At 56.3% G+C, this 21,359-nt stretch carries 25 protein-coding genes; 13 read left to right on the top strand and 12 right to left on the bottom strand.

The window, feature by feature from the left end:
* Positions 1-31 precede the first annotated feature (31 nt).
* The gene (locus tag EQV24_RS01980) at positions 32-691 is read left to right on the top strand and encodes an O-methyltransferase (protein ID WP_130626085.1); all 660 of its coding nucleotides are present in this window, start codon (positions 32-34) and stop codon (positions 689-691) included.
* Positions 692-755: 64 nt separating this feature from the next.
* On the opposite strand, the gene hrpA is transcribed toward EQV24_RS01980, so the two are convergent.
* Positions 756-4,658, bottom strand: coding sequence for an ATP-dependent RNA helicase HrpA (hrpA, locus tag EQV24_RS01975; RefSeq protein WP_040023281.1), 3,903 nt, complete (start codon positions 4,656-4,658; stop codon positions 756-758).
* A gap of 204 nt (positions 4,659-4,862) precedes the next feature.
* Between hrpA and azoR the strand changes: the two genes are divergently transcribed.
* Positions 4,863-5,468 carry an FMN-dependent NADH-azoreductase gene (gene azoR / locus EQV24_RS01970; protein ID WP_013096706.1) on the top strand — a complete coding sequence of 202 codons (606 nt, stop codon included), beginning with the start codon at positions 4,863-4,865 and terminating at the stop codon, positions 5,466-5,468.
* 90 nt (positions 5,469-5,558) lie between these two features.
* Positions 5,559-6,245, top strand: a complete 687-nt coding sequence (locus tag EQV24_RS01965) for an RluA family pseudouridine synthase (RefSeq protein WP_058660715.1) — start codon at positions 5,559-5,561, stop codon at positions 6,243-6,245.
* A 6-nt stretch (positions 6,246-6,251) separates the two neighbouring features.
* Here EQV24_RS01965 and EQV24_RS01960 read toward each other — a convergent pair whose 3' ends face one another.
* Positions 6,252-6,791 carry a DUF2058 domain-containing protein gene (locus tag EQV24_RS01960; protein WP_130626084.1) on the bottom strand — a complete coding sequence of 180 codons (540 nt, stop codon included), beginning with the start codon at positions 6,789-6,791 and terminating at the stop codon, positions 6,252-6,254.
* A gap of 171 nt (positions 6,792-6,962) precedes the next feature.
* Between EQV24_RS01960 and EQV24_RS01955 the strand changes: the two genes are divergently transcribed.
* Both EQV24_RS01955 and EQV24_RS01950 read left to right on the top strand, forming a co-directional pair.
* Complete coding sequence (locus EQV24_RS01955; protein WP_130626083.1) at positions 6,963-7,937, top strand: DUF1852 domain-containing protein; 975 nt, start codon at positions 6,963-6,965, stop codon at positions 7,935-7,937.
* A 27-nt stretch (positions 7,938-7,964) separates the two neighbouring features.
* Positions 7,965-8,993: a methionine synthase gene (locus tag EQV24_RS01950; protein ID WP_013096710.1), complete on the top strand. Its 1,029-nt coding sequence runs from the start codon at positions 7,965-7,967 to the stop codon at positions 8,991-8,993.
* On the opposite strand, the gene EQV24_RS01945 is transcribed toward EQV24_RS01950, so the two are convergent.
* Positions 8,994-9,935 carry a LysR family transcriptional regulator gene (locus EQV24_RS01945; protein ID WP_130626082.1) on the bottom strand — a complete coding sequence of 314 codons (942 nt, stop codon included), beginning with the start codon at positions 9,933-9,935 and terminating at the stop codon, positions 8,994-8,996.
* A 96-nt stretch (positions 9,936-10,031) separates the two neighbouring features.
* Between EQV24_RS01945 and EQV24_RS01940 the strand changes: the two genes are divergently transcribed.
* Positions 10,032-10,466, top strand: coding sequence for a DMT family transporter (locus tag EQV24_RS01940; RefSeq protein ID WP_013096712.1), 435 nt, complete (start codon positions 10,032-10,034; stop codon positions 10,464-10,466).
* A gap of 4 nt (positions 10,467-10,470) precedes the next feature.
* A complete protein-coding gene (locus EQV24_RS01935; protein WP_045901127.1) occupies positions 10,471-10,929 on the top strand; it encodes a DMT family transporter in 459 nt (152 codons plus the stop codon).
* A 2-nt stretch (positions 10,930-10,931) separates the two neighbouring features.
* Here EQV24_RS01935 and EQV24_RS01930 read toward each other — a convergent pair whose 3' ends face one another.
* From EQV24_RS01930 to EQV24_RS01895, 8 genes are read right to left on the bottom strand one after another with little or no spacing between them, the layout of a single operon-like run.
* A complete protein-coding gene (locus EQV24_RS01930) occupies positions 10,932-11,459 on the bottom strand; it encodes a DUF3833 domain-containing protein (protein ID WP_020688129.1) in 528 nt (175 codons plus the stop codon).
* Positions 11,456-11,980: a hypothetical protein gene (locus EQV24_RS01925; protein WP_038980571.1), complete on the bottom strand. Its 525-nt coding sequence runs from the start codon at positions 11,978-11,980 to the stop codon at positions 11,456-11,458. Before EQV24_RS01925 ends, EQV24_RS01930 begins: the two co-directional genes overlap by 4 nt.
* On the bottom strand, positions 11,977-12,462 hold the full coding sequence (locus tag EQV24_RS01920) for a DUF2878 domain-containing protein (protein WP_013096716.1): 486 nt from the start codon (positions 12,460-12,462) through the stop codon (positions 11,977-11,979). The genes EQV24_RS01925 and EQV24_RS01920 overlap by 4 nt, the downstream gene beginning before the upstream one ends.
* On the bottom strand, positions 12,459-13,679 hold the full coding sequence (locus tag EQV24_RS01915) for a cyclopropane-fatty-acyl-phospholipid synthase family protein (RefSeq protein ID WP_038980570.1): 1,221 nt from the start codon (positions 13,677-13,679) through the stop codon (positions 12,459-12,461). The genes EQV24_RS01920 and EQV24_RS01915 overlap by 4 nt, the downstream gene beginning before the upstream one ends.
* On the bottom strand, positions 13,676-14,398 hold the full coding sequence (locus EQV24_RS01910; protein WP_038419351.1) for a DUF1365 domain-containing protein: 723 nt from the start codon (positions 14,396-14,398) through the stop codon (positions 13,676-13,678). Before EQV24_RS01910 ends, EQV24_RS01915 begins: the two co-directional genes overlap by 4 nt.
* Entirely contained in the window at positions 14,395-15,657 is a 1,263-nt protein-coding gene (locus tag EQV24_RS01905; RefSeq protein WP_058678962.1) for an FAD-dependent oxidoreductase, read from the bottom strand. Before EQV24_RS01905 ends, EQV24_RS01910 begins: the two co-directional genes overlap by 4 nt.
* Positions 15,654-16,373 (bottom strand): SDR family NAD(P)-dependent oxidoreductase, encoded by a 720-nt coding sequence (locus EQV24_RS01900; protein WP_020688135.1) that lies wholly within the window; start codon positions 16,371-16,373, stop codon positions 15,654-15,656. Before EQV24_RS01900 ends, EQV24_RS01905 begins: the two co-directional genes overlap by 4 nt.
* The gene (locus tag EQV24_RS01895; RefSeq protein ID WP_013096721.1) at positions 16,370-16,804 is read right to left on the bottom strand and encodes a nuclear transport factor 2 family protein; all 435 of its coding nucleotides are present in this window, start codon (positions 16,802-16,804) and stop codon (positions 16,370-16,372) included. The genes EQV24_RS01900 and EQV24_RS01895 overlap by 4 nt, the downstream gene beginning before the upstream one ends.
* A gap of 258 nt (positions 16,805-17,062) precedes the next feature.
* Between EQV24_RS01895 and EQV24_RS01890 the strand changes: the two genes are divergently transcribed.
* The 4 genes from EQV24_RS01890 to EQV24_RS01875 all read left to right on the top strand — a co-directional run bounded on the left by EQV24_RS01890 (position 17,063) and on the right by EQV24_RS01875 (position 19,360).
* Positions 17,063-17,260 carry a hypothetical protein gene (locus EQV24_RS01890; RefSeq protein WP_013096722.1) on the top strand — a complete coding sequence of 66 codons (198 nt, stop codon included), beginning with the start codon at positions 17,063-17,065 and terminating at the stop codon, positions 17,258-17,260.
* Position 17,261: 1 nt separating this feature from the next.
* A complete protein-coding gene (locus EQV24_RS01885) occupies positions 17,262-18,032 on the top strand; it encodes a hypothetical protein (RefSeq protein ID WP_029883111.1) in 771 nt (256 codons plus the stop codon).
* A gap of 63 nt (positions 18,033-18,095) precedes the next feature.
* Positions 18,096-18,689, top strand: a complete 594-nt coding sequence (locus EQV24_RS01880; RefSeq protein ID WP_038419347.1) for a TetR/AcrR family transcriptional regulator — start codon at positions 18,096-18,098, stop codon at positions 18,687-18,689.
* Positions 18,690-18,763: 74 nt separating this feature from the next.
* On the top strand, positions 18,764-19,360 hold the full coding sequence (locus EQV24_RS01875) for an NAD(P)H-dependent oxidoreductase (protein WP_045901123.1): 597 nt from the start codon (positions 18,764-18,766) through the stop codon (positions 19,358-19,360).
* A 51-nt stretch (positions 19,361-19,411) separates the two neighbouring features.
* Here EQV24_RS01875 and EQV24_RS01870 read toward each other — a convergent pair whose 3' ends face one another.
* Positions 19,412-19,990 (bottom strand): TetR/AcrR family transcriptional regulator, encoded by a 579-nt coding sequence (locus tag EQV24_RS01870; protein WP_045901120.1) that lies wholly within the window; start codon positions 19,988-19,990, stop codon positions 19,412-19,414.
* A 103-nt stretch (positions 19,991-20,093) separates the two neighbouring features.
* On the opposite strand from EQV24_RS01870, the gene EQV24_RS01865 reads away from it, so the two are divergent.
* On the top strand, positions 20,094-20,561 hold the full coding sequence (locus tag EQV24_RS01865; RefSeq protein ID WP_013096727.1) for a nuclear transport factor 2 family protein: 468 nt from the start codon (positions 20,094-20,096) through the stop codon (positions 20,559-20,561).
* Between the two features lie 152 nt (positions 20,562-20,713).
* Entirely contained in the window at positions 20,714-21,328 is a 615-nt protein-coding gene (locus EQV24_RS01860; RefSeq protein ID WP_014831802.1) for a TetR/AcrR family transcriptional regulator, read from the top strand.
* Positions 21,329-21,359 lie beyond the last annotated feature (31 nt).

The following is a 21,359-nucleotide window of genomic DNA, read 5'->3' as shown; positions in this document are numbered from 1 at the left end:
CACCCGGCGATTCCCCCTCAGGAGACAATTTATGCAACAACAGTGGTCTGCAGTCGATAATTTCATGATTTCGTCGCTTATTCCTGAAGATGAGGTACTGAGCAAGGTACTGGAAAACAACCAGCGCGCCGGACTCCCCGAACACGATGTTGCGGCCAATCAGGGGCAGCTGCTGGCACTGTTCGTGCGCATGACGCAGGCGCGGCGCGTTCTGGAGATCGGAACGCTGGGTGCTTACAGTTCAATCTGGATGGCGCGCGCCCTGCCGCCGGACGGAAAGCTGATTACGCTTGAGGCCGATTCCACGCATGCCCGCGTGGCGCGGCAGAATATTCAGCTTGCCGGTCTCAACCAACGCATTGAACTCATCGAAGGCCCGGCGCTGACTTCTCTGGAAAATTTCGGCGACGTTCCGCCGTTCGACCTGATCTTTATTGATGCTGATAAGCCAAACAATCCCGGCTACCTCGAATGGGCGCTGCACTACTCCCGCCCCGGCACGGTGATTATCGGCGATAACGTGGTGCGCGATGGCGAAGTGATTAACGGCCAAAGCGACGACGCGCGCGTGCAGGGTGTTCGCCGGTTTATCGAGATGATGGGGGACAATCCGCGCTTAACCACCACCACGCTGCAAACGGTCGGGGTTAAGGGGTGGGATGGGTTTACGCTGGCAATTGTGAACGGGTGAAAATTGTGCGGCCTGATGCCCTCACCCCGGCCCTCTCCCACCGGGAGAGGGAGAAAACAGGGTGTTAAGCCGAAATCTGCTCCATCGCCTGCAAAATACGTTTATCCGAAATCGGATATGGCGTACCGAGCTGCTGGGCAAAGAAGCTGACGCGTAACTCTTCGATCATCCAGCGGATCGCCTGAACGTCTTCATCGTCACGACGTGCCGGTGGCAGTTTGTTTAACCACTGCTGCCACGCCTGCTGCACGTTTTCAACTTTCAGCATCTGGGCACGGTCACGATGCGGATCGATGGCCATTTTCTCCAGCCGTTTTTCAATCGCCTGCAGATAACGCAGCGTGTCGCCGAGACGGTTGAAGCCATTGCCGGTGACAAAGCCCCGGTACACCAGGCCCGCCATCTGCGCTTTGACATCCGAAAGCCCCAGCGCCATGGTCATATCCACGCGCCCTTTCAGGCGTTTGTTGATATTGAACACGGTGGTGAGGATCTGCTCGACCTGTTTGGCAATATCCACCACGGTGTCGTTCAGCTCCGCGCGTACCTTTTCATGAAGCTGAGCAAAGCCCTCTTCTGACCAGACCGGACCGCCCGCCTCGTGGATCAGCTTGTCCACGCCGCAGGAGATGCAGTCGTCGATCAGATCCAGCACTTTGCCGTACGGGTTAAAGTACAGCCCCAGCTTGGCTTTGTTCGGCAGCTTCTCGTGCAGATACTTGATCGGCGACGGGATGTTGAGCAGCAGCAGGCGGCGCAGCCCGCGCCACATCATCTGCTGCTGTTCCTGCGGGTTATCAAACAGCTTGATCGCCACGCTGTCGCGCTCATCCACCAGTGCAGGCCAGGCCTTCACTTTGTAGTTACCGCGTTTTTGCTCGTAGCTTTCGGGGAGCTGACCAAAGCTCCAGATGTGCAGCCCGCTCTGCTCAATCCCATCATCCGCCACTGCGGACAAGGTCTCCTGCACTTTGCCTTTCAGCGCCTCTTTCAGCGCGGTGAGCGAACGGCCTTCCTGCAGCTTCTTGTTTTTATCGTCCACCACGCGGAAGGTGATTTTCAGGTGATCGGGCACCTGATCCCAGTTCCAGTCTTCGCGGTCAATGGTGGTACCGGTCATGCGGCGGAACTCACGCTCCAGCGCATCCAGCAGCGGCATCTCCAGCGGCGTGACGCGGCCTAAAAACGCTTCGGCGTAGTTAGGGGCCGGAACAAAGTTACGCCGCACCGGTTTCGGCAGCGATTTGATCAGCGCAATCACCAGTTCGCGGCGCAGGCCGGGAATTTGCCACTCAAAGCCGCTCTCATCCACCTGGTTTAGCAGTGGCAGCGGGATATGAACGGTGACACCATCCGCGTCCGTTCCCGGCTCAAACTGATAGGTCAGCCGCAGCTTAAGGTTGCCCTGATGCCAGAAGTTCGGGTAGTCGAGCTTACTGACCGACTCCGCCCCTTCTTTAATCAACATGCTCTTTTCAAAGTTGAGCAGATCCGGCGTCTCTTTGCTGGCCTTCTTCCACCAGCTGTCAAAGTGACGGGCGGAAATGACATCGTGGCTGATGCGCTGGTCGTAAAATTCGAACAGCGTCTCGTCATCCACCAGAATGTCGCGACGACGGGATTTGTGCTCCAGCTCTTCCACTTCAGCACGCAGCTTGAGGTTTTCACGGAAGAAGGCGTGACGCGTCTGCCAGTCGCCCTCCACCAGCGCGTGGCGGATAAACAGCTCGCGGCACAGCGCCGGGTCAATCTGGCTGTAGTTGACCTTACGCGCGGCCACCACCGGCAGGCCGTAGACGGTCACTTTTTCGGTTGCCATCACCGCCCCCTGCGCGCGCTCCCAGTGCGGTTCACTGTATGAGCGTTTCAGCAGGTGTTGCGCCACCGGCTCCACCCATTCCGGATCGATACGCGCGGCAATACGCCCCCACAGACGGCTGGTTTCCACCAGTTCAGCAACCATGGTCCACTTGGGTGGTTTCTTGAACAACCCGGAGCCGGGGAAGATGGAGAAACGGGCGTTGCGCGCACCGGTATACTCCTGCTTTTCGGCGTCCTTCATGCCGATATGGGACAGCAGTCCGGTCAGCAATGCGATGTGAATCTCGCGGTACTCCGCCGGTTCACTGTTCACCGGAATACCCAGCTCTTTCACCACCTGGCGCAGTTGGGTGTAGATATCCTGCCACTCGCGCACGCGCAGGTAGTTGAGGAAATCCACGCGACACTGACGGCGGAACTGGTTAGAAGACAGCGCTTTCTGCTGCTCGCCGAGGTAGTTCCACAGGTTCACGAAGGCAAGGAAATCCGACTCTTTGTCGTGGAAGCGACGGTGTTTTTCATCCGACGCCTGCTGTTTGTCCATTGGCCGTTCACGCGGATCCTGAATGGAGAGCGCCGAGGTGATGATCATCGCCTCGCGCACACAGCCGTGTTTTTGCGCTTCCAGCACCATGCGCGCCAGACGCGGGTCCACCGGCAACTGGCTGAGCTGCCGTCCCAGCGGCGTCAGTTTATACGCGGTGGCCTGCTCGTCGGTGGTGATCGCCCCCAGCTCTTCCAGCAGGCGTACGCCATCCTGAATATTGCGTTTGTCCGGCGCTTCGACAAACGGGAAAGCGGCGATATCGCCCAGCCCCAGCGCGGTCATCTGCAGGATGACGGAAGCCAGGTTGGTGCGCAGGATTTCCGGGTCGGTAAACTCCGGGCGGGAGAGGAAATCGTCTTCTGAATAGAGACGAATACAGATCCCCTCCGACACACGTCCACAGCGCCCTTTACGCTGGTTGGCCGACGCCTGTGAAACCGGCTCAATCGGCAGACGCTGTACCTTGGTGCGGTAGCTGTAGCGGCTGATACGCGCCGTACCCGGATCAATCACATACTTGATGCCCGGCACGGTCAGCGAGGTTTCCGCCACGTTGGTTGCCAGCACGATGCGGCGCCCGCTGTGTGGCTGGAACACGCGGTTCTGTTCACTGTTGGAGAGACGTGCGTAAAGCGGCAAAATTTCCGTGTGGCGCAGATCGCGCTTGCTGAGCGCGTCGGCGGTATCGCGGATCTCACGCTCGCCGCTCATAAAGATCAGAATGTCGCCCGCGCTCTCATTGCCCAGTTCGTCAACGGCGTCGAAAATTGCCTGCAACTGGTCGCGCTCGGTATCCTCCGCCTCCTCCACGATCGGGCGATAGCGCACTTCTACCGGATAGGTACGACCGGAAACTTCAATAATCGGTGCGTTATTGAAATGTTTTGAGAAACGCTCCGGGTCGATGGTCGCGGAGGTGATGATAATTTTCAGATCCGGGCGACGCGGCAGTAGCTCTTTCAGGTAGCCGAGCAGGAAGTCGATGTTCAGACTGCGCTCGTGCGCCTCATCAATAATGATAGTGTCGTACTGCATCAGCAGACGATCCTGCTGAATTTCCGCCAGCAGGATACCGTCGGTCATCAGCTTGACCATGGTGTTATCGCTCACATGGTCGCTGAAACGCACCTTATAACCGATGCAGCCGCCCGGCTCCGTTTGCAGCTCCTCGGCAATACGGTTCGCCACGGTACGCGCCGCCAGACGACGCGGCTGGGTATGACCAATCAGGCCCTTCACTCCGCGGCCGAGCTCCATACAGATTTTTGGCAGCTGTGTGGTTTTCCCCGAGCCGGTCTCCCCCGCCACGATCACCACCTGGTGGTCGCGCACGGCGTTGAGGATCTCCTGCTTCTTCTGACTGACGGGCAGATTTTCCGGATAGGTAATTGCCGGACGAGCCGCTTCGCGCAGCACAACTTTCCCTGCCGCCTGTTCAATCTCTTTCGCCATCTCCTGGAAAATGGCCTGTTGTGCATCAGGATTTTTAACCTTCTTCACCCCGTGCAAGCGGCGAGCAAAGCGCTGTTTATCGCGCAACATCAGTGAATCAAGCTGTTGCAGGAGCATCGGGAAGGTCAATTTTTGTTGTTCTGTCATAGCATTAACGGGCAGTGCACTGCCGGATAAAATCTCTTTGTAATGATTGCTATAGAGTACCACATCAGCGCTTTCCACGCCTTATTCAAAAAATTCGAACATAGGCTTCGATATATTGCGCTATCTCTGTGGCAGGATTGTGAATAAAGTGTCAACAAGCAACGGGGCAACCCCCTTCAATCAAATGCAAAACAGGAATCACCCATGAGCAAAGTATTAGTTTTGAAATCCAGTATTCTGGCAGGGTACTCTCAGTCTGGTCAGCTGTCTGATTACTTCGTTGAACAGTGGCGTGAACACCATTCCGCAGACCAAATCACCGTGCGTGACCTGGCTGCAAACCCAATTCCTGTGCTGGATGGCGAGCTGGTTGGCGCGCTGCGTCCAAGCGATGCACCGCTGAGCCCACGCCAGCAGGAAGCCCTGGCGCTCTCTGATGAGCTGATTGCTGAACTGCAGGCGCACGACGTTATCGTGATCAACGCCCCAATGTACAACTTCAACATCCCAACCCAGCTGAAGAACTACTTCGACCTGGTGGCTCGCGCTGGTGTTACCTTCCGTTACACCGAAAATGGCCCGGAAGGTCTGGTGAAAGGCAAGCGTGCCATCGTGCTGACCAGCCGTGGCGGTATTCATAAAGATACCCCAACCGACCTGGTTGCGCCGTACATGAGCCTGTTCCTGGGCTTCATCGGGATCACCGACGTGAACTTCGTGTTTGCAGAAGGTATCGCTTACGGTCCTGAAGTGGCGACCAAAGCACAGACCGACGCGAAAGCCGCGATCGACAGCCTGGTGGCTGCCTAAGATTTCCCCCTCTCACCGCCCGGTGAGAGGGTTTTTCTTTTCTCCCGCATTTCGTTATCATCCGCTCCCACTCTCCAGCCGGGCGGCCTGATGTCTGCGATTATTGATTCTTTTATTGCCCCACCGTGTCATGACGACATTGAGATCCTCTGGCAGGATGAACATCTGCTGCTGATCAATAAACCTTCCGGTCTGCTTAGCCTCTCGGGTAAAAATCCGCAAAATCTCGATTCGGTGCACTATCGTCTGGTTCAAAACTTTCCTGGCTGCACGCTGGTGCATCGCCTGGATTTTGGCACGTCCGGCCTGATGGTGATTGCACGTAATAAGCCGATCAACGCCGCGCTGTGCCAGCAGTTTAGCCAGCGCAGCGTGGAGAAAGTCTATAGCGCCCTGCTTTGCGGCCACCTGGAAAACGATGAAGGGGTGATTGATGCGCCGATTGCCAAAGACCCGGCGCTGTTTCCGCTGATGTCGATCTGTGCCGTTAACGGCAAACCCGCCCGTTCCCGCTATCGGGTGGTGGAACGCCTGCATCAAAACGCGGCGATGCCGCTCACGCGGGTAGAACTGACGCCTGAAACCGGGCGAACCCACCAGTTGCGCATTCACTGTCAGCTGCTGGGCCACCCGATTTTGGGCTGCGATTTATATGGGGGACGGGCATGGCCTGGCAGCGGAACAACGCCGAGGCTGATGCTGCATGCCAGTCAGTTGAATTTTATTCATCCGGTGAGCGGCGAGCCGGTTAACGCTCATCACACCGCACCGTTCTGAACCGTCTTACCACATCAAATCGTCAGGGATTTTGAAATCGGCATACGGATCGTCTTCATCCTGCTCTTCCTGACTCAGGGCGCTGTTTAACACAATACTGTCGGCATCGCGCTGGGCAATTTTATCCGCCACCACCGCCGGGATAATGGCGTATTCGCAGTCGCCATTAGCGTTAATCACCAGACGTGCGATGGCCAGACGACCGTTAATCAACTGGGTCTGGGTTGCCTTATCCACCTCGATTTTTTTGATCAGATTGCCGTCGGTGAAGTTAAAGGTGATGTTGCCTTTTGCCACCGTGATGCGGTTCATCTCAATCAACTGCTTCACCTGCGCCTTAAACTCTTTGGCGAGCACGGCCTGTTTTTGCTGCTCGCTCAACTGTTTGTCACGCTCAAGCTGCGCTTTTTTGTTCTCTTCTACCGCCTCTCTGGCCTCACGCGCCTGCACGCGGGATTTCTTGGCCTTGCGCTGAACTTTGGCCATTTTCTTGCTGGAGACTAAGCCCGCTTTCAGCATCTGCTCTTGTAAGGTGAGTTTTGTCATGAGTGTGTTTAAACCGGTTGGAAATTTTGGGCAGTATAACTGGAACTGAGCAGTTCATGAAGTTCGCTCATGTTGCTGTGAAATTAAGTCACTTCCCCTGCGCCACCGCGTCAGGCATAAATTATGCATTGATAACTTCCTGGCAACATGAACTTAGGATGCATAACCAAGATGAGTAAAGTTTTTACATTTACCCTTAAGCGCAGTTGCTTCGATGAAAATTATAACCCGTCAGAGAATACGCGTACGACCACCAACTTTGCCAACCTCGCCCGCGGGGAAAAGCGTCAGGAGAACCTGCGTAATACCCTGGTGATGATCAATAACCGCTTTAACGCCCTGGCGCGCTGGGATAACCCCAATGCCGATCGTTACGCGGTCGAGCTTGAGATCGTCTCTGTGGATCTGAATATTGGTGCGGAGAAAACCTTCCCGGCCATTGAAGTATTGCAAACCACAATCGTCGATAAAAAAACCAATGAACGTATCGACGGTATTGTCGGCAATAACTTCTCCTCTTACGTGCGCGATTACGATTTCAGCGTCCTGCTGCTGGAGCATAATAAAAACCAGCCCCATTTCACCATTCCGGAGAAGTTTGGTGTCTTGCACGGCAATATCTTCCGCCATTTTGTTAATTCACCGGAATACCGGGAGAATTTCAAAAAAGCACCGGTGATTTGCCTGAGCGTGTCCAGCAAAGACACTTATCGTCGCACGGGTAACCAGCACCCGGTGCTGGGCATTGAGTACACGCCGGATGGCGAGTCATTGACGGAGCAGTACTTCGCGAAAATGGGCCTGAAGGTACGCTATTTCATGCCTGAAAACAGCGTGGCGCCGTTTGCCTTCTTCTTCACCGGCGATTTGCTCAGTGATTACACCAATCTTGAACTGATCGCCACCATCAGCACGATGGAGACGTTCCAGAAGATCTATCGCCCGGAAATTTATAACGCTAACTCGGCGGCAGGACACTGCTATCGCCCCGATCTGAATCAGCAGGATCACTCATTAACCAAAATTGTTTACGACCGTGTTGAACGCAGCCAGCTGGCCATTGAGCAGGGTAAATTCACGGAAGAACAATTTATCAAACCTTACAAACACGTACTCGAGCAGTGGTCTGATAACTACGCGCGTTAATTAATCGAATTTAAAAGGGTTATACATATGAAAACATTGCTCCCGACGTCAACCGCTGGCAGCCTGCCTAAGCCAACCTGGCTTGCACAACCTGAAACGCTGTGGTCACCGTGGAAATTAGAGGATCAGGAGTTACTGGCCGGTAAGCAGGATGCGCTGCGTTTATCGCTTGATGAGCAGATCCGCGCGGGGATTGATATCGTCAGCGATGGCGAACAGACGCGCCAGCACTTTGTGACCACCTTTATTGAACACCTCAGCGGCGTGGATTTTGAAAACCGTCAGACCGTGCGCATTCGTAACCGCTACGATGCGAGCGTGCCGACGGTGGTCAGCGCCGTGGCGCGTCAAAAACCGGTGTTCGTGGACGACGCAAAATACTTACGCCAGCTCACGGATAAGCCAATCAAATGGGCCCTGCCGGGGCCAATGACCATGATCGACACTCTTTACGACGCGCACTATAAAAGCCGCGAAAAGCTGGCCTGGGAGTTCGCTAAAATCCTCAATCAGGAGGCAAGAGAGTTAGAGGCCGCAGGTGTCGATATCATTCAGTTTGATGAGCCGGCATTTAATGTCTTTTTTGATGAGGTCAACGACTGGGGGATTGCGGCGCTGGAGCGTGCCATTGAAGGGCTGAAATGCGAAACAGCGGTGCACATCTGTTACGGATACGGCATCAAGGCCAATACCGACTGGAAAAAGACCCTTGGCTCAGAATGGCGCCAGTATGAAGAGGCGTTTCCTAAGCTTCAGACATCGAATATCGACATCATCTCGCTGGAGTGTCACAACTCCCGCGTGCCGATGGATCTGCTGGAACTGATCCGCGGCAAAAAAGTGATGGTAGGCGCCATCGACGTGGCAACCAACACCATTGAAACCGCGGAAGAAGTGGCTGACACCCTGCGTAAAGCGCTGCAGTTTGTCGATGCCGACAAGCTTTACCCGTCAACCAACTGCGGTATGGCGCCGCTTTCCCGTCAGGTTGCCAACGGTAAGCTGAAGGCGCTGAGCGCCGGAGCCGCGATTATCCGCAACGAGCTTGGCGCGTAATCACCTGCCCTGCGTTTGCCAGTAGAGCGGCTTACCGAAACACCCGACGTAATGATCAATTACCGCCCTGACGTTAAGGGGCGGATGCCGCGCGTTTGGGTAGATCGCCGCAATATTTAGGGGCTCCGTATGAATGGCGCACTCCAGCCCTGGCAGGAGTGCGACCAGTTCGCCCTGCTGCACGCGGTCGCCAATCAGCCAGTCCGGAAACAGCACAATTCCAATCCCGCCCAGCGCGGCAGCAAGCAGCGATTCCGCATTATTTGACGTCATTAATGGCATCACCGGATAGTGCACCCACTCCTCCCCCGCACCGCGCAACAGCCAGCGGTTAGGCCCCGACGAACCACGGTAGACCAGGCATTTATGATGCGCCAGATCGTCCGGCCCTTGCGGCGCGCCGTGCTGTCGCAGATAGTCCGGCGAGGCGGCCAGATGGTAGCGCTGCTGACCAAAAATGCGCGCGTGAAAGGTGGAGTCCGTCAGCACGCCGATGCGAAAGATCACGTCGGCGGCATTCTTGTGCGGGTCGATAAAATCATCGGTCAGCGTCAGCTCGATATTCAGCCGCGGATAGCGCGTCGTCAGACCAGGCAGCCCTGGCGCAATGTGCCGCTGGCCGAAAAAGACCGGTGCATTAATGCGGATCGTGCCGGAAGGCTCCGTTGAACGTGCATCCAGCTCCCGACGAGCCTTCTCAAAACTCGTCATCATCTCCCTGACATAGCGGATAAACAGATGACCACTTTCTGTGGGGATCACCGCCCGGGTATTGCGGTAAAAAAGCTGCTGGCCGAGTGCGTCCTCAAGCTGGTGGATAATGCGCGAAACCTGCGAGGCGGAAAGGCCCTCGCGGCGCGCGACCACGGAAAAATTTTCGGCTTCAAAAACCGCGATAAAAATCTTCAGCGAACGGAGGTTCATGCTCCCGGCATCGTACATTCGTGCATATCCTGCAAAGGTGTTTCCTGCATTATGGCATTTTTCTCATGACCAGACCGACGTAATCTTCTCCGCCTGCAAAACGGAGGAATAACAATGCAGCTTGTTTTGATTTTACTGGTGATTGCCGGGGGGATGGGGCTTTCCGTAGAGGCTGGCCTGCTGGGGCCGCTGGGTGGAAAAGTCGGTGATTTATGGGCCACGTTCAGCATTTTTGGCGTCGGCGCCGCGCTGACGTTTCTGCTGATGCTGTTCTTCAGCCCGCGCAACAGCCCGTCGTTTTTTGCCCAGCCTGGCTGGCAGTTGCTCGGCGGGGTACTTGGCCCGGTTTACGTGGTGATCCTGACCCTAGCCACCCCGGCCATCGGCATCGCCCTGACGATGATTGGCATTCTGGCGGGGCAGGTTTTTAAAAGCCTGCTGATCGACCATTACGGTCTGCTGGGCACACCGCACAGGAAGATCAACGCGAAACGGATCGTCGCGCTGGGTTTTATTATTGCGGCACTGATTCTGGTCGCACAGGGGTAACACGATGACACTGATGATGATTATTCTGGCCGTGTGCGGCGGCGCGACGCTGAGCATTCAGGCGGCGATCAACGGGCAACTCGGCAGCCGCGTGGGCGTATTCAAAAGCGCGTTCCTGACGTTCTCCGTTGGCGCGCTGGTCACCGCCTTGCTGATTTTTTTCTTTGAACCAAAACAGACAGTCACCCTGCTGGACGTGCCGAAATGGCAGCTTCTCGGGGCGATGTTTGGCGTGCCGTACATTGTGATCATGGTCGTGGCGGTGCAGCGCATCGGCACCGCCGTCGCCACGGTCGCGGTGATTTTTGGTCAGCTCACCATGAGTATGCTGATTGATAACTTTGGCTGGCTGGGCAATGCGGCCATTCCGTTTTCGACGAGCCGACTGGCCGCCGTCCTCTGCCTGGGTATTGCGCTGTTTTTCATTTACTCAGGCAGTAAAAACGCCCCTCCCCACGATTAACGTTACGCCTTGCGGGTAAAGAACAGCGTCACCGTGGCGACGGTGACGCCAAATTTCTTCATCTCGGTTTTATTAAACAGGTGGGTGCCATCCTGCAGGTACATCCAGTCGTCGAAGTGCAGCAGCCAGGTGCTGCCGTTGGCCTTCACGTTCATGCTGTACCTCCAGTTGAAGGCATTGCCCGCCGCCTGCCCCGTCGCCACGCCGTCGATATCGCCCGCCGTGCCCTCATAACGATCGGTCGCCACGCGGCGGATATGCCATACCCGCTGCTGTTTTTCACCATCGTCGTAGACAAAATGTTCATTCAGCGTCAGCGTGTCGCCAATCACGTCCCCGGCAATCTCCACGTGGAAGCGGCGGATCTGCTTCCCGCTGCGATCCTGCACCATCCCCCACGCTTCCGTTTTGCCCTGGAAATAGTGGAATATATCAAGCCGCGGCTGCTGCTGGCGGTACTCCGTCACGTCCGTGCTGCAGCCTGCCAGCAACATCGTCACACCCAGCGCCATGATCAAAAAACGTTTCATTGTTGTCCTCCGATTAACTGCTGACGCAGCTCAGGGTATTTCGTGCGGGGATCAAGCCAGATCCCCAGAAAACGTGTGCTGAACGCTTGCGACTGAGGCGGCCCCAGGGGTCTGAAAGTGCCCGATGCAGAAGGTGCGCGGTACCAGAACTGTCCTTGCTTATCGTTAAGCACGAACGCCAGCTGCGCCCCCGGCCCGACATCCGGCCACAGCGAGGCAAGCATTCGCAGCCAGGCTTCGCTCTGCGGTTCCTGCTGCAAAACCCCCTGTGCTCGCCACTGGTCGCGGGTTGCCTCGACCAGGTCTTCACTGTCGATGTCACGCGCGTAGGTGATAATGAGCGCCTGATCCTGCATCTTGCCGGTGTAGCGCCCTTCAGGGGTGCGCAACTGGGAGGTATAAACGGTGAAAGGCCCCCAGGTCAGCGTGGCATCCCCCACCTTGCGCCAGCCAAGCCAGTCGGTTGCCTGGGCGAAAGGCGTAAGGGTGATGAGCCAGAGGAACAGGAGTGCGGCTCTCATTGTTGCCTCCCTGTCAGCAAGTGGTAAAACAGCATCAGCACCAGCCAGCCCGGCACCATCCAGCTGACGACGATAAAGGTTGGCTCCAGAAAGGCGATGGCACCGAGCCGCTCACCGATAAGATACGCCACCGGACCGCCCACGGAAGCCAGCAGCATCAGCATCCAGCCGGGTAACGTTGTGGTGCGGGTGAGCTGCGTCCAGACGGTGGCAAACATCAGCCACAGCGCCACCATCCACACGGGCATCAGCGATTCACCGGTGAAGGCGATCAGCCCCGTCAGCGCCCAGAGTGCATCCAGCAGAGTGCCCGCGAGTGCCAGCAGAATGGCATAAACGCGGTGTGCAGGCGGCAACATCAGGCAGGCGAAGATCGCCAGCACGCACCAGATAATCAGGCCACGCTCGCGAAACAGCACCACCAGCGTCCAGTAGAGATCGAACGCGATAGCCAGGGCGAAAACCTGCACGTAACGTTTCATACGCGCTCGGCGGTCAGTTGCACCACGCTGATGGTGCGGGCGTTAAACCCGGCTTCGCAGTAGCCAAAGTAATAGAGCCACATCCGACGAAACCGCTCATCAAATCCCAGTTTTTCAATCTCCTGCCAGGCATGAAGAAAACGCTGACGCCAGTGCGCCAGCGTGCGCGCGTAGTCCGGCCCCATATCAAACAGGTTGCGCACCACAAAATCGGTGTGGCGCGTCATCAGCGCATTCATCGCCGTTATGCTCGGCAAAAAGCCGCCGGGGAAGATATACCGCTGAATAAAATCCACGCTTTTGCTGTAGTCGCGATACCGCTGATCCTGAATGGTGATGGCCTGAATCGCCATGCGCCCACCCGGACGCAGACGCGCCTGACAGGTGCGGAAGAACGTTGGCAGATAGCGTTGCCCGACGGCTTCAATCATCTCAATCGACACCAGCTTGTCGTACTCGCCGGTTAAATCGCGATAGTCGCAGAGCAACACCTCAACGCGGTCCTGCAGACCGGCCCGGGCAATCCGCTCTGTCGCCCAGCGATACTGCTCCTGCGACAGCGTGGTAGTGGTCACCCGGCAGCCGTAGTGACGGGCCGCGTATTCCGCCATCGCCCCCCAGCCGGTACCAATCTCCAGCAGATGATCGCTGGGGTTCAGCGCCAGCTGTTCGCACAGACGCGCCATTTTCGCCCGCTGCGCGTCGCTAAGATCCTGCTCCTCCCCGCTAAACAGCGCGCTGGAATAGAGCAACTCCTTGTCCAGAAAATGGGCATAAAACGCGTTACCCAGATCGTAATGTGCCGCAATGTTTTCCCGCGCCTGCGCCCGGGAGTTGCGCCGCGTCCAGTGGCGAAGCCGCTCCAGCGGTCTGCCAAGCAGGCGGAACCCGTTTTCGAGCCGCCCCAGTACCTGGCTGTTTAGCGCAAGCAGTTGCAGAAGCGGCGTGAGCTGCGTGGTTTCCCATTCGCCATCCATCCAGGCTTCCGCCGCGGCCAGGCTGCCTCCGGTCAGGACGCGCCAGTAGACGCCCGGGCTGAGGATCTGCACGTCGGCATGCAGCGCGGCAGACAGCTCACCGAAATGAAAGGTCTGCGCCCCTTCACGCAGCGTGAGCGAGCCGCCACGAAGGCCGCTCAGCACGCGAAAGAGCAGCCAGCGCGCGACGCGAACGTTGCGCGGGATATCGGGTTCAAGCGCAAAGACAGGATCGGTCATGAGCGTTCACTCCTGCTGACAGGATGGTTATACAGAGGCACGCGCTTAAGCCACAGCCGCAGCGCCTGCCAGTAAATCGCGAAAACGGTTTTGAGCGTCATCAGCGGAATACGCAGCAGCAGTCCACGCAGTGCCGGGCGGGTCAGCGGCGCGCGGCGAAGCGCCAGCGTGGCATCAAATACCTTTGACGCCTGATGATTTTCAATGTGCATATGCAGCGTGTTATCCGGGTTGTTGAAGCGCCAGTGGTAAATCATGTCCATGGGGTTAAACGGAGAAACGTGAAAGGCTTTCTCCGTGGGCTGGGCGTGCTGACCATTGACGGCGTAATAATGTCGTTCGTTCCAGGGCGTATTGCGCACTTCGGCCAGCACCCAGCGCAGCGTCTCTGCCGGGTCATAGCAGTAGTAAAAATTGACGGGATTAAAATGAAAGCCGAAGTAGCGCAGTTGCGTCAGGAGCATCACCCGCCCCTCAGGACGTTCGCCGGTCAGGCTTTCCAGCCGATTCAGCACGTTCTCTTTAAGCGGCGAACCCAGCGGATAATCCGCATCATGGAACGATGCGGCGGCAAACCGGTTGCGCCGCACGCCAACGGTGGGCAACTTATCCAGCTCGTCGAGATCGAGCCAGGCCATAAAGACGCCGTAGCTGAACTCATGCGTTTTCGGCTGGAGACGGCGGTGGCGTAATACGCCGTGATAGAGGCAACTGTTCATCGGTTTCCCTCCCCGGCTGTTATCGCATTGACGACGTCCAGCGCGCTGCGCACGCCATCTTCATGAAAGCCGTTGTACCAGTACGCGCCGCAGAACCAGCTCCGCTGGTGACCGTTGATTTCGCTGCGGCGTGCCTGTGCCCGCCAGCTTTGCGGGTTAAACAGTGGATGTTCATACACAAAGCGCCGCAGCACGAAGCGTTCGTCCACTGGCGTTTCCGGGTTTAAGGTGACGCAGAACAGCGGGCTACCGGCGGGCAGCCCCTGCAAGATATTCATGTTGTACGTTACGCAGGCGCTGGCCTGATCCTGTTCGCTCAGGCGGTAGTTCCAGCTGGCCCAGGCGCGCTGACGCACCGGCAGCCAGCGCGGATCGCTGTGCAGCACCACCTCGTTACGTTGCCAGCCAATATCGCCCAGCACCTCCTGCTCAGCGGCGGAAGGTGCGTCGAGGATGGTCAGCGCCTGGGCGGAGTGACAGGCAAAAATCACCTGATCAAAACGGTGGCTCGATTCTTCAAGATGGAGGGTGACCCCCTGTGCATCACGGCTTACCCGCTGCACCGGCGCGTTGAGGTGCAGCGTGAGCCGGTCACCCAGCTGTGCCAGAATAGCGCGGATATACTCCCGCGAGCCGCCGGGCACCACGTACCACTGCGGGCGCTGAGTGATATCCAGCAGACCATGATTCTCAAAGAAGCGTAAAAAGAGCGGCAGCGGAAAACGTTTCATTTCCTGTAGCGACGACGACCAGATGGCCGCCCCCATCGGGAGAATATAATGACGCGCAAAGAACGGCGTAAAGCGATGCTGTTCCAGGAACGTTTGCAGCGTCGCGCCGGGCTCCACGTCCTCTTTCAGAGCCTGTTTCGCCAGGCGATTAAAACGGACAATCTCCCCAAGCAGACGCCAGAACGCCGGGTTCACCAGGTTACGACGTTGTGCAAAGAGCGTCGTCAGGGTGTGGCCGTTGTACTCCAGCCCACTTTGCGGATTGTGTACCGAGAAGCTCATCTGCGTTTTTTGCCCGCTGATGCCCAGCTCGCTAAGCAGCCCCATAAAGCGCGGATAGGTGCGGTCGTTGTAGACGATAAAACCGGTGTCGATGGCGTAGGTACCCTGCGGCGTCGGCACGTCAACCGTGGCGGTATGGCCGCCGGGGGTGGCACCGGCTTCAAACAGGGTGACCTCATGATGGCCGGCAAGGCGCCAGGCGCAGGTCAGCCCGGCGATGCCGCTGCCGATAATGGCGATCTTCATGAGCGCACCATCCTGCGCAGCAGTGCGCGCTGTAAGAACGCTGGCAGCCCGGAAAGCAGCCGCAGCGTCAGACCAAATCCCGCTGGAAACGCGATGTGGTTTTTACCTTTTTCCAGGCCACGGCGAATGGCTTTTACCGCCTCTTCAACGCTCACCCTGCCCGGCATAGCGAAATCATTTTTGCGGGTCAACGGGGTGTCGACAAAACCGGGCGATACCACGGTGACTGCAATCCCTTTTGGCTCCCAGTCGAGACGCAGGCTCTGCGCAAACCAGGTGAGCGCGGCTTTAGATGCACCGTACGCTTCAGCGCGTGGAAACGTCAGCCAGTGAGCCATAGAGCTCACCAGCACCACGCGGTTACCGGCCACAAGCTGTGGCTGCAGCGCGGCAAGGCAATTGACAGGCCCCTGAAAGTTAGTGGTCATCACCCGCTCTACCAGCGCGGCGTCCACCACGCCGTGTTCCAGATATTCGCAGGTTCCGGCACAGAGGATCGTCAGGTCGGCCGCGCAGCCCGTCAGCGCCTGGCGACAGGCGTCCCTGTCTGTCATATCGAACAGGCGTACCGTAATGTTTGAACTGTGCTGATGCAGGGCTTCCAGACGCGCCGGATCCCGCCCGCAGGCGATGACATGGTGACCGTCACGGGCAAAAGATTGCGCCAGCCCCGCCCCAATGCCTGAACTGGCGCCGGTGATCAGGACCGTCATCATGATTTCACCCTCCGCTTCACGCCGCGAACCGCCCAGCCAAGCAAAGGCAGATGTTCGTAGATCATCTCTCCGGCATCGTAGTAGTCCCGCTGGCGAATAATCCGATCCTTTTCCACGTCCACCACGGAGCAGCCAGGCAGTTCCAGAGGCTCGCCACCGGCAATGCGCGGGTGCGACCAGTGCATGACCCAGGTGACAACAAAGCGATGCTCGCCGATCAAAGGGGAATCAAGCGTGAAACGACAGTGTTCGACATTCGCCAGCAGATGGGTGAAATAGCGTTGCAGGGCGAACAGGCCGTTATGTTCACCAAACGGATCGATAAGCGTGGCATCGGGATGGTAAAGCCCCGCCAGCGCCGAGGGCGGCTGGGAATCCAGCGCGGTGTAGTAATCAACAAACCGACTGATGACGTCAGGCAAAAGGTTCATGGGTCACATCCTGGCGGTAAACAACGTAGCGTAAGCGCATAATTAAAACTTACACAATTCGAGTTGTTTGTCCAAGTTTGTACGGAAATATATTTTTATCATTTTAATTATCAGTGAGTTGGGCAAGTTACTTTCGTGCCGGAACTCGAGGCGCAATAAGGGCTGACCGCCATCGGGCTACTTTTTCAGGTTAACCCTAAGGTAAATTCCCCCGTTCTCTTCCAGGCTTATTCTTTTTATTCATAAGGATGACATGCGATGAGACGTTTCTTTCTCTCCCTTTTCTCCAGCCCGGAATCGTTACTTCAGGTGATGAGTCAGCAGGAAATCATTGAAGCCGTTGAGGATGGCGACCGGATTATCATCGACCAGGATGGTAATGCCTCGGTGAACTATAAAAGCAACGAGGTACGCCAGGATTTTCTGCGCCACGTCAATGCGTTAAAGAGGGCGTAATATGGGAACGGCGATATTTATGGTGCTGATGGTCTGCGGGTACTGGTACACCAGCCGCGACCTCTCTACCCGCTTCAAAATCAAGCGATCCTTCGGCTGGGATGTCTATTTTCTGGTTGCCCTTTACGGCTCGATCTTCGTTCTGCAAGGCGTGATCGCCACCGGGCTGCTCTGGCTGCTGCTGCTCGCCCTCTCCGCGGCTGACAACACCTTCCACTTTACGTCAGAGCGTTATGCCGACTGGCAAATGGACTTTATGAACTGGAGTTTCCTGGGCATCCAGGCGCCCGTAGTGGTGATGCTGGCCTTCGCCATCCTGTTTTGTCTTTACCGCTCAAACTGGGCGGGCAGCGCCCGACTGGACGGTGAAGGCAGGAAAAAGCTCTATAAGCGCCTGGCGCAGGCGAGCGGGATTGAACAACTGCTTTATCAGTGCATGGAGCAAGGCGAGCTGGCGCAGGTGACGCTACGGTCGGGGCGTATCTATGTCGGCATGATCCATACGGCGACGCTGGAATATGAGAAAACGGCCAATATCGTGCTTATTCCCATGCTGAGTGGCTATCGCGATCGCCAGACGATGAATTTTCGCATCGAAAATAACTACAGCAAATGGTATGACGGGCATGACATCACCCTCGACTCTGAGCCCAGAAGTGCGATGGATTTCAGAAAGGTGATTATGCTCAACCAGATTGAGAGCCTTGCGCTGTTCGACCCGGCAAGCGCCAGCGTGCTCGACATGGCTCAGCAGGAAAAAGCCGCGCAATGAGCTTCTCATCCGTTCAGTAAAACGTGTAAACTACCTTTGGTAGTTAACTGATTTGAGGAAAAGATGGTTGTTAAGCGCTTAAGAAAAGAAGAACGCCGCGCACAGCTGCTGGAAGTCGCGCGCGGAATTGTGCGCCAGCAAGGCACTGAGGCCCTTACGCTGGGTTTCCTGGCCGAGCGCGCCAACGTCACCAAACCCATTCCTTACGATCATTTTGGCGATCGTGAAGGGCTGCTGATGGCGCTCTATCAGGACTTCAGCGACAGGCAGCTCAAGAAATTTCGCGAGACGTTGAACAGAGACAATAAAACGCTGGCACAGACGATCCGTTTTTTCAGCGCCGCGTATATCGATTGCGCGATCTCTGCGGGCCCCGAAACGGGCCCCATAGCGGCGGCTCTGTCCGGCTCGCGGGCGCTGCAGATTTTCCGCGAGGCCTGCGTGGCCGACTGCGCAGACTGCCTGCGGATGGCGCTTGCCCCTTTTATTGTGCTGCAAGGGGTAACAGGTGAAGCGGCCCTGACGGCCATTATTGGGGCCGCGGATGCGCTCAGTACGGCTGCCGGAAATGGGATTCTCGCGCGTAACGTTGCCGAAGAGATGCTCAGCGGCGCGATGACCGGCGTCCTCAATACCTATCTGGACAGCACAAAATGAGTGCCCTGCCAGATTGACAGTTAAGTTACCAATAGTAACATAGAGGCATCTTCACTCACCCTGTTGAGGTCTCTATGTCTGCATCAAACGCCATCAATACTGCCCTGATCGTGACGGCTCACCCGGTCGAAAATTCGTTATCCCAATCCCTCGCGCAGCGAATTGCCGGGAAGTTACAGGAACAGGGTACGCAGGTTGAAATAGCCGATCTGCATGCCGAAGGTTTTTCCCCGACCATGATTCGACCCGATCTTGACCTCTACCACGGCGATGCCCGCGCGCTGCCGGACGAGGTGCTGCGCGAGCAGCAGCGTGTCGAGCGCGCGGATATGCTGGTATTTGTCTTCCCGATTTACTGGTGGTCCGTTCCCGCCCTTCTGAAAGGCTGGTTTGATCGGGTGCTGACCGTGAACTGGGCCTATAAAGTGGCTGAAGATGGTCGCATTGTGGGTAATTTACGTGATGTGCCCGTGCGCCTGGTCGCAACGGCGGGCAGCGATCTGGCCGGGTTCGATAAGCACGGTTATTCCGGTGCCATTCAGACCCAGATTGTTGAAGGGGTGTTTGGCTTCTGTGGCCTTAAAAACGTGACGCTCGATATCCTCTATCAGGCCGATTCAGCCACTCCTCAGCAGGTGGACGAATTCCTGCAAAGCCTCACTAAGATCTGAATCGTACGGCGCAGCCATTCCCGAGGTTTGGCTGCGCACGCAAAGCCGTAATTAGCGCGGTATCAGCGCTTCAAGTCCCCTTCGCAACTGGCTGACCACCTCTTTGGTATCCATACCCATTTGCGCATGTATGATGGCACCGTCTATCAGCATTAAAATCTGCGTGTTAATAGCCTCATCGGCAATACCGGTGAGGGAGGCAATTTTTTCCCGGGTTTCAGATTTATGGTTGCGGCAAATGGCTTTTATTTCACTTTCATTGTCTTCTGATTTTGCTTCTGCGCTGGCATTAATAAACGCACAGCCATGAAACAACGGGGAAATAAACCACCCGTTAAGCGTTGCAGCTAATGCGTCTGATGCAGCCCGCCCCTCTTCGAGATATTGTCGAAGCGTGGTTTCAAACCAGGTAATCCACAGCTCGTGCCGATATTGCAGATAGGCAAGAATAAGCAAACTCTTACTCGGGAAATGGCGATAAAACGTTACTTTAGTCACTTTTGCCTGTTTGATAAGCGTATCAACGCCCGTTGCTCTGAACCCGGTGGAATAAAAGAGTTCGTGCGCGGTGAGCAATATTTTATCTCTGACGCTGACTTTTTGATCGTTATTCGTAGTGAGAGTATTCACGCTTATCTGGCCTCAAACAGTGGGTTGACAGACGGTATTTACAGGCATAGATTAACGCAAGTAGACAGACCTGTCTACATACTATCAACCCGAGGTAGCCGAGATGAACACACGCCCCCCTTTACCGCCGTTTACCCGTGAAAGCGCCATTGAAAAAGTCAGGCTGGCAGAAGATGGCTGGAACAGCCGCGACCCGGCAAAAATCGCACTGGCCTATTCGCTGGACACGCAGTGGCGTAACCGTGCGGAGTTCGCCACGAACCGCGCGGAGGCGCAGGCGTTCCTTGAGCGGAAATGGAAGAAAGAGCTGGATTATCGCCTGATAAAAGAGCTTTGGGCATTTACCGACAACCGCATCGCCGTACGCTATGCCTATGAATGGCATGATGATTCAGGGAACTGGTTCCGCTCTTACGGCAATGAAAACTGGGAGTTCGAGCCGGACGGCCTCATGAAGCGGCGTTTTGCCTGCATCAACGATATGCCCATCAAGGAATCTGAACGGCTCTTTCACTGGCCGCTGGGCAGACGCCCGGACGATCACCCGTCCCTGAGCGATCTGGGGTTATAGGATTTTTCATCTCTCCGGGCTTGTGCAATAACTCCGGGCAAAGAGTGATACACTCTGGCTCACAGCACTGAAAGATACATGATTAAAAGAGTGACCAAATCATATTATGGTCACTCATTGTCAACTGATGCCCGTCGCGCTAAGCTGAAACAATGACGAAAAATATGAACACCCCATCCACGCGTGGTCCTCTTGACCACTCTGTCCGCGAGCAAATCGTCGAAGCGGCTTTTGAGCACTTCGGCCATTACGGCTATGAAAAAACCACCGTGGCAGAACTGGCTAAATCCATCGGTTTTTCAAAAGCCTATATATATAAATTTTTCGATTCCAAACAGGCAATTGGCGAGGTTATCTGCGCTAACCGCCTGGCGCTGATCATGACGGCAGTGGAAACAGCCATCGCCGACGCGCCGTCGGCCAGTGAAAAAATGCGCCGCCTTTTCCGGGCGTTAACCGAGGCTGGCAGCGAACTCTTTTTCCACGATCGTAAACTTTATGATATCGCCGCCGTTGCCGCGCGGGATAAGTGGCCGTCTACCGAGCGGTATACCGAGAGCCTGATGAAGCTGATTGAGAGCATCATTGTTGAAGGCCGACAAAGCGGGGAGTTCGAAAGAAAAACGCCCCTGGATGAGGTGACCTATGCCATATACATGGTGATGTGCCCTTTCATCAACCCCGTGCAGTTGCAATATAACCTCGAAACCGCCCCGACCGCAGCACTCCTCCTCCCTTCCCTGATTTTACGAAGCCTGGCCCCCTGATTTGTGACCATTGACTTTATTGGTCACTAGT

Source organism: Enterobacter sp. A8 (genome assembly GCF_004296595.1).
GTDB classification, from domain to species: Bacteria; Pseudomonadota; Gammaproteobacteria; order Enterobacterales; family Enterobacteriaceae; genus Enterobacter; species Enterobacter cloacae.
This window is presented reverse-complemented; position numbering and strand designations above follow the sequence as displayed.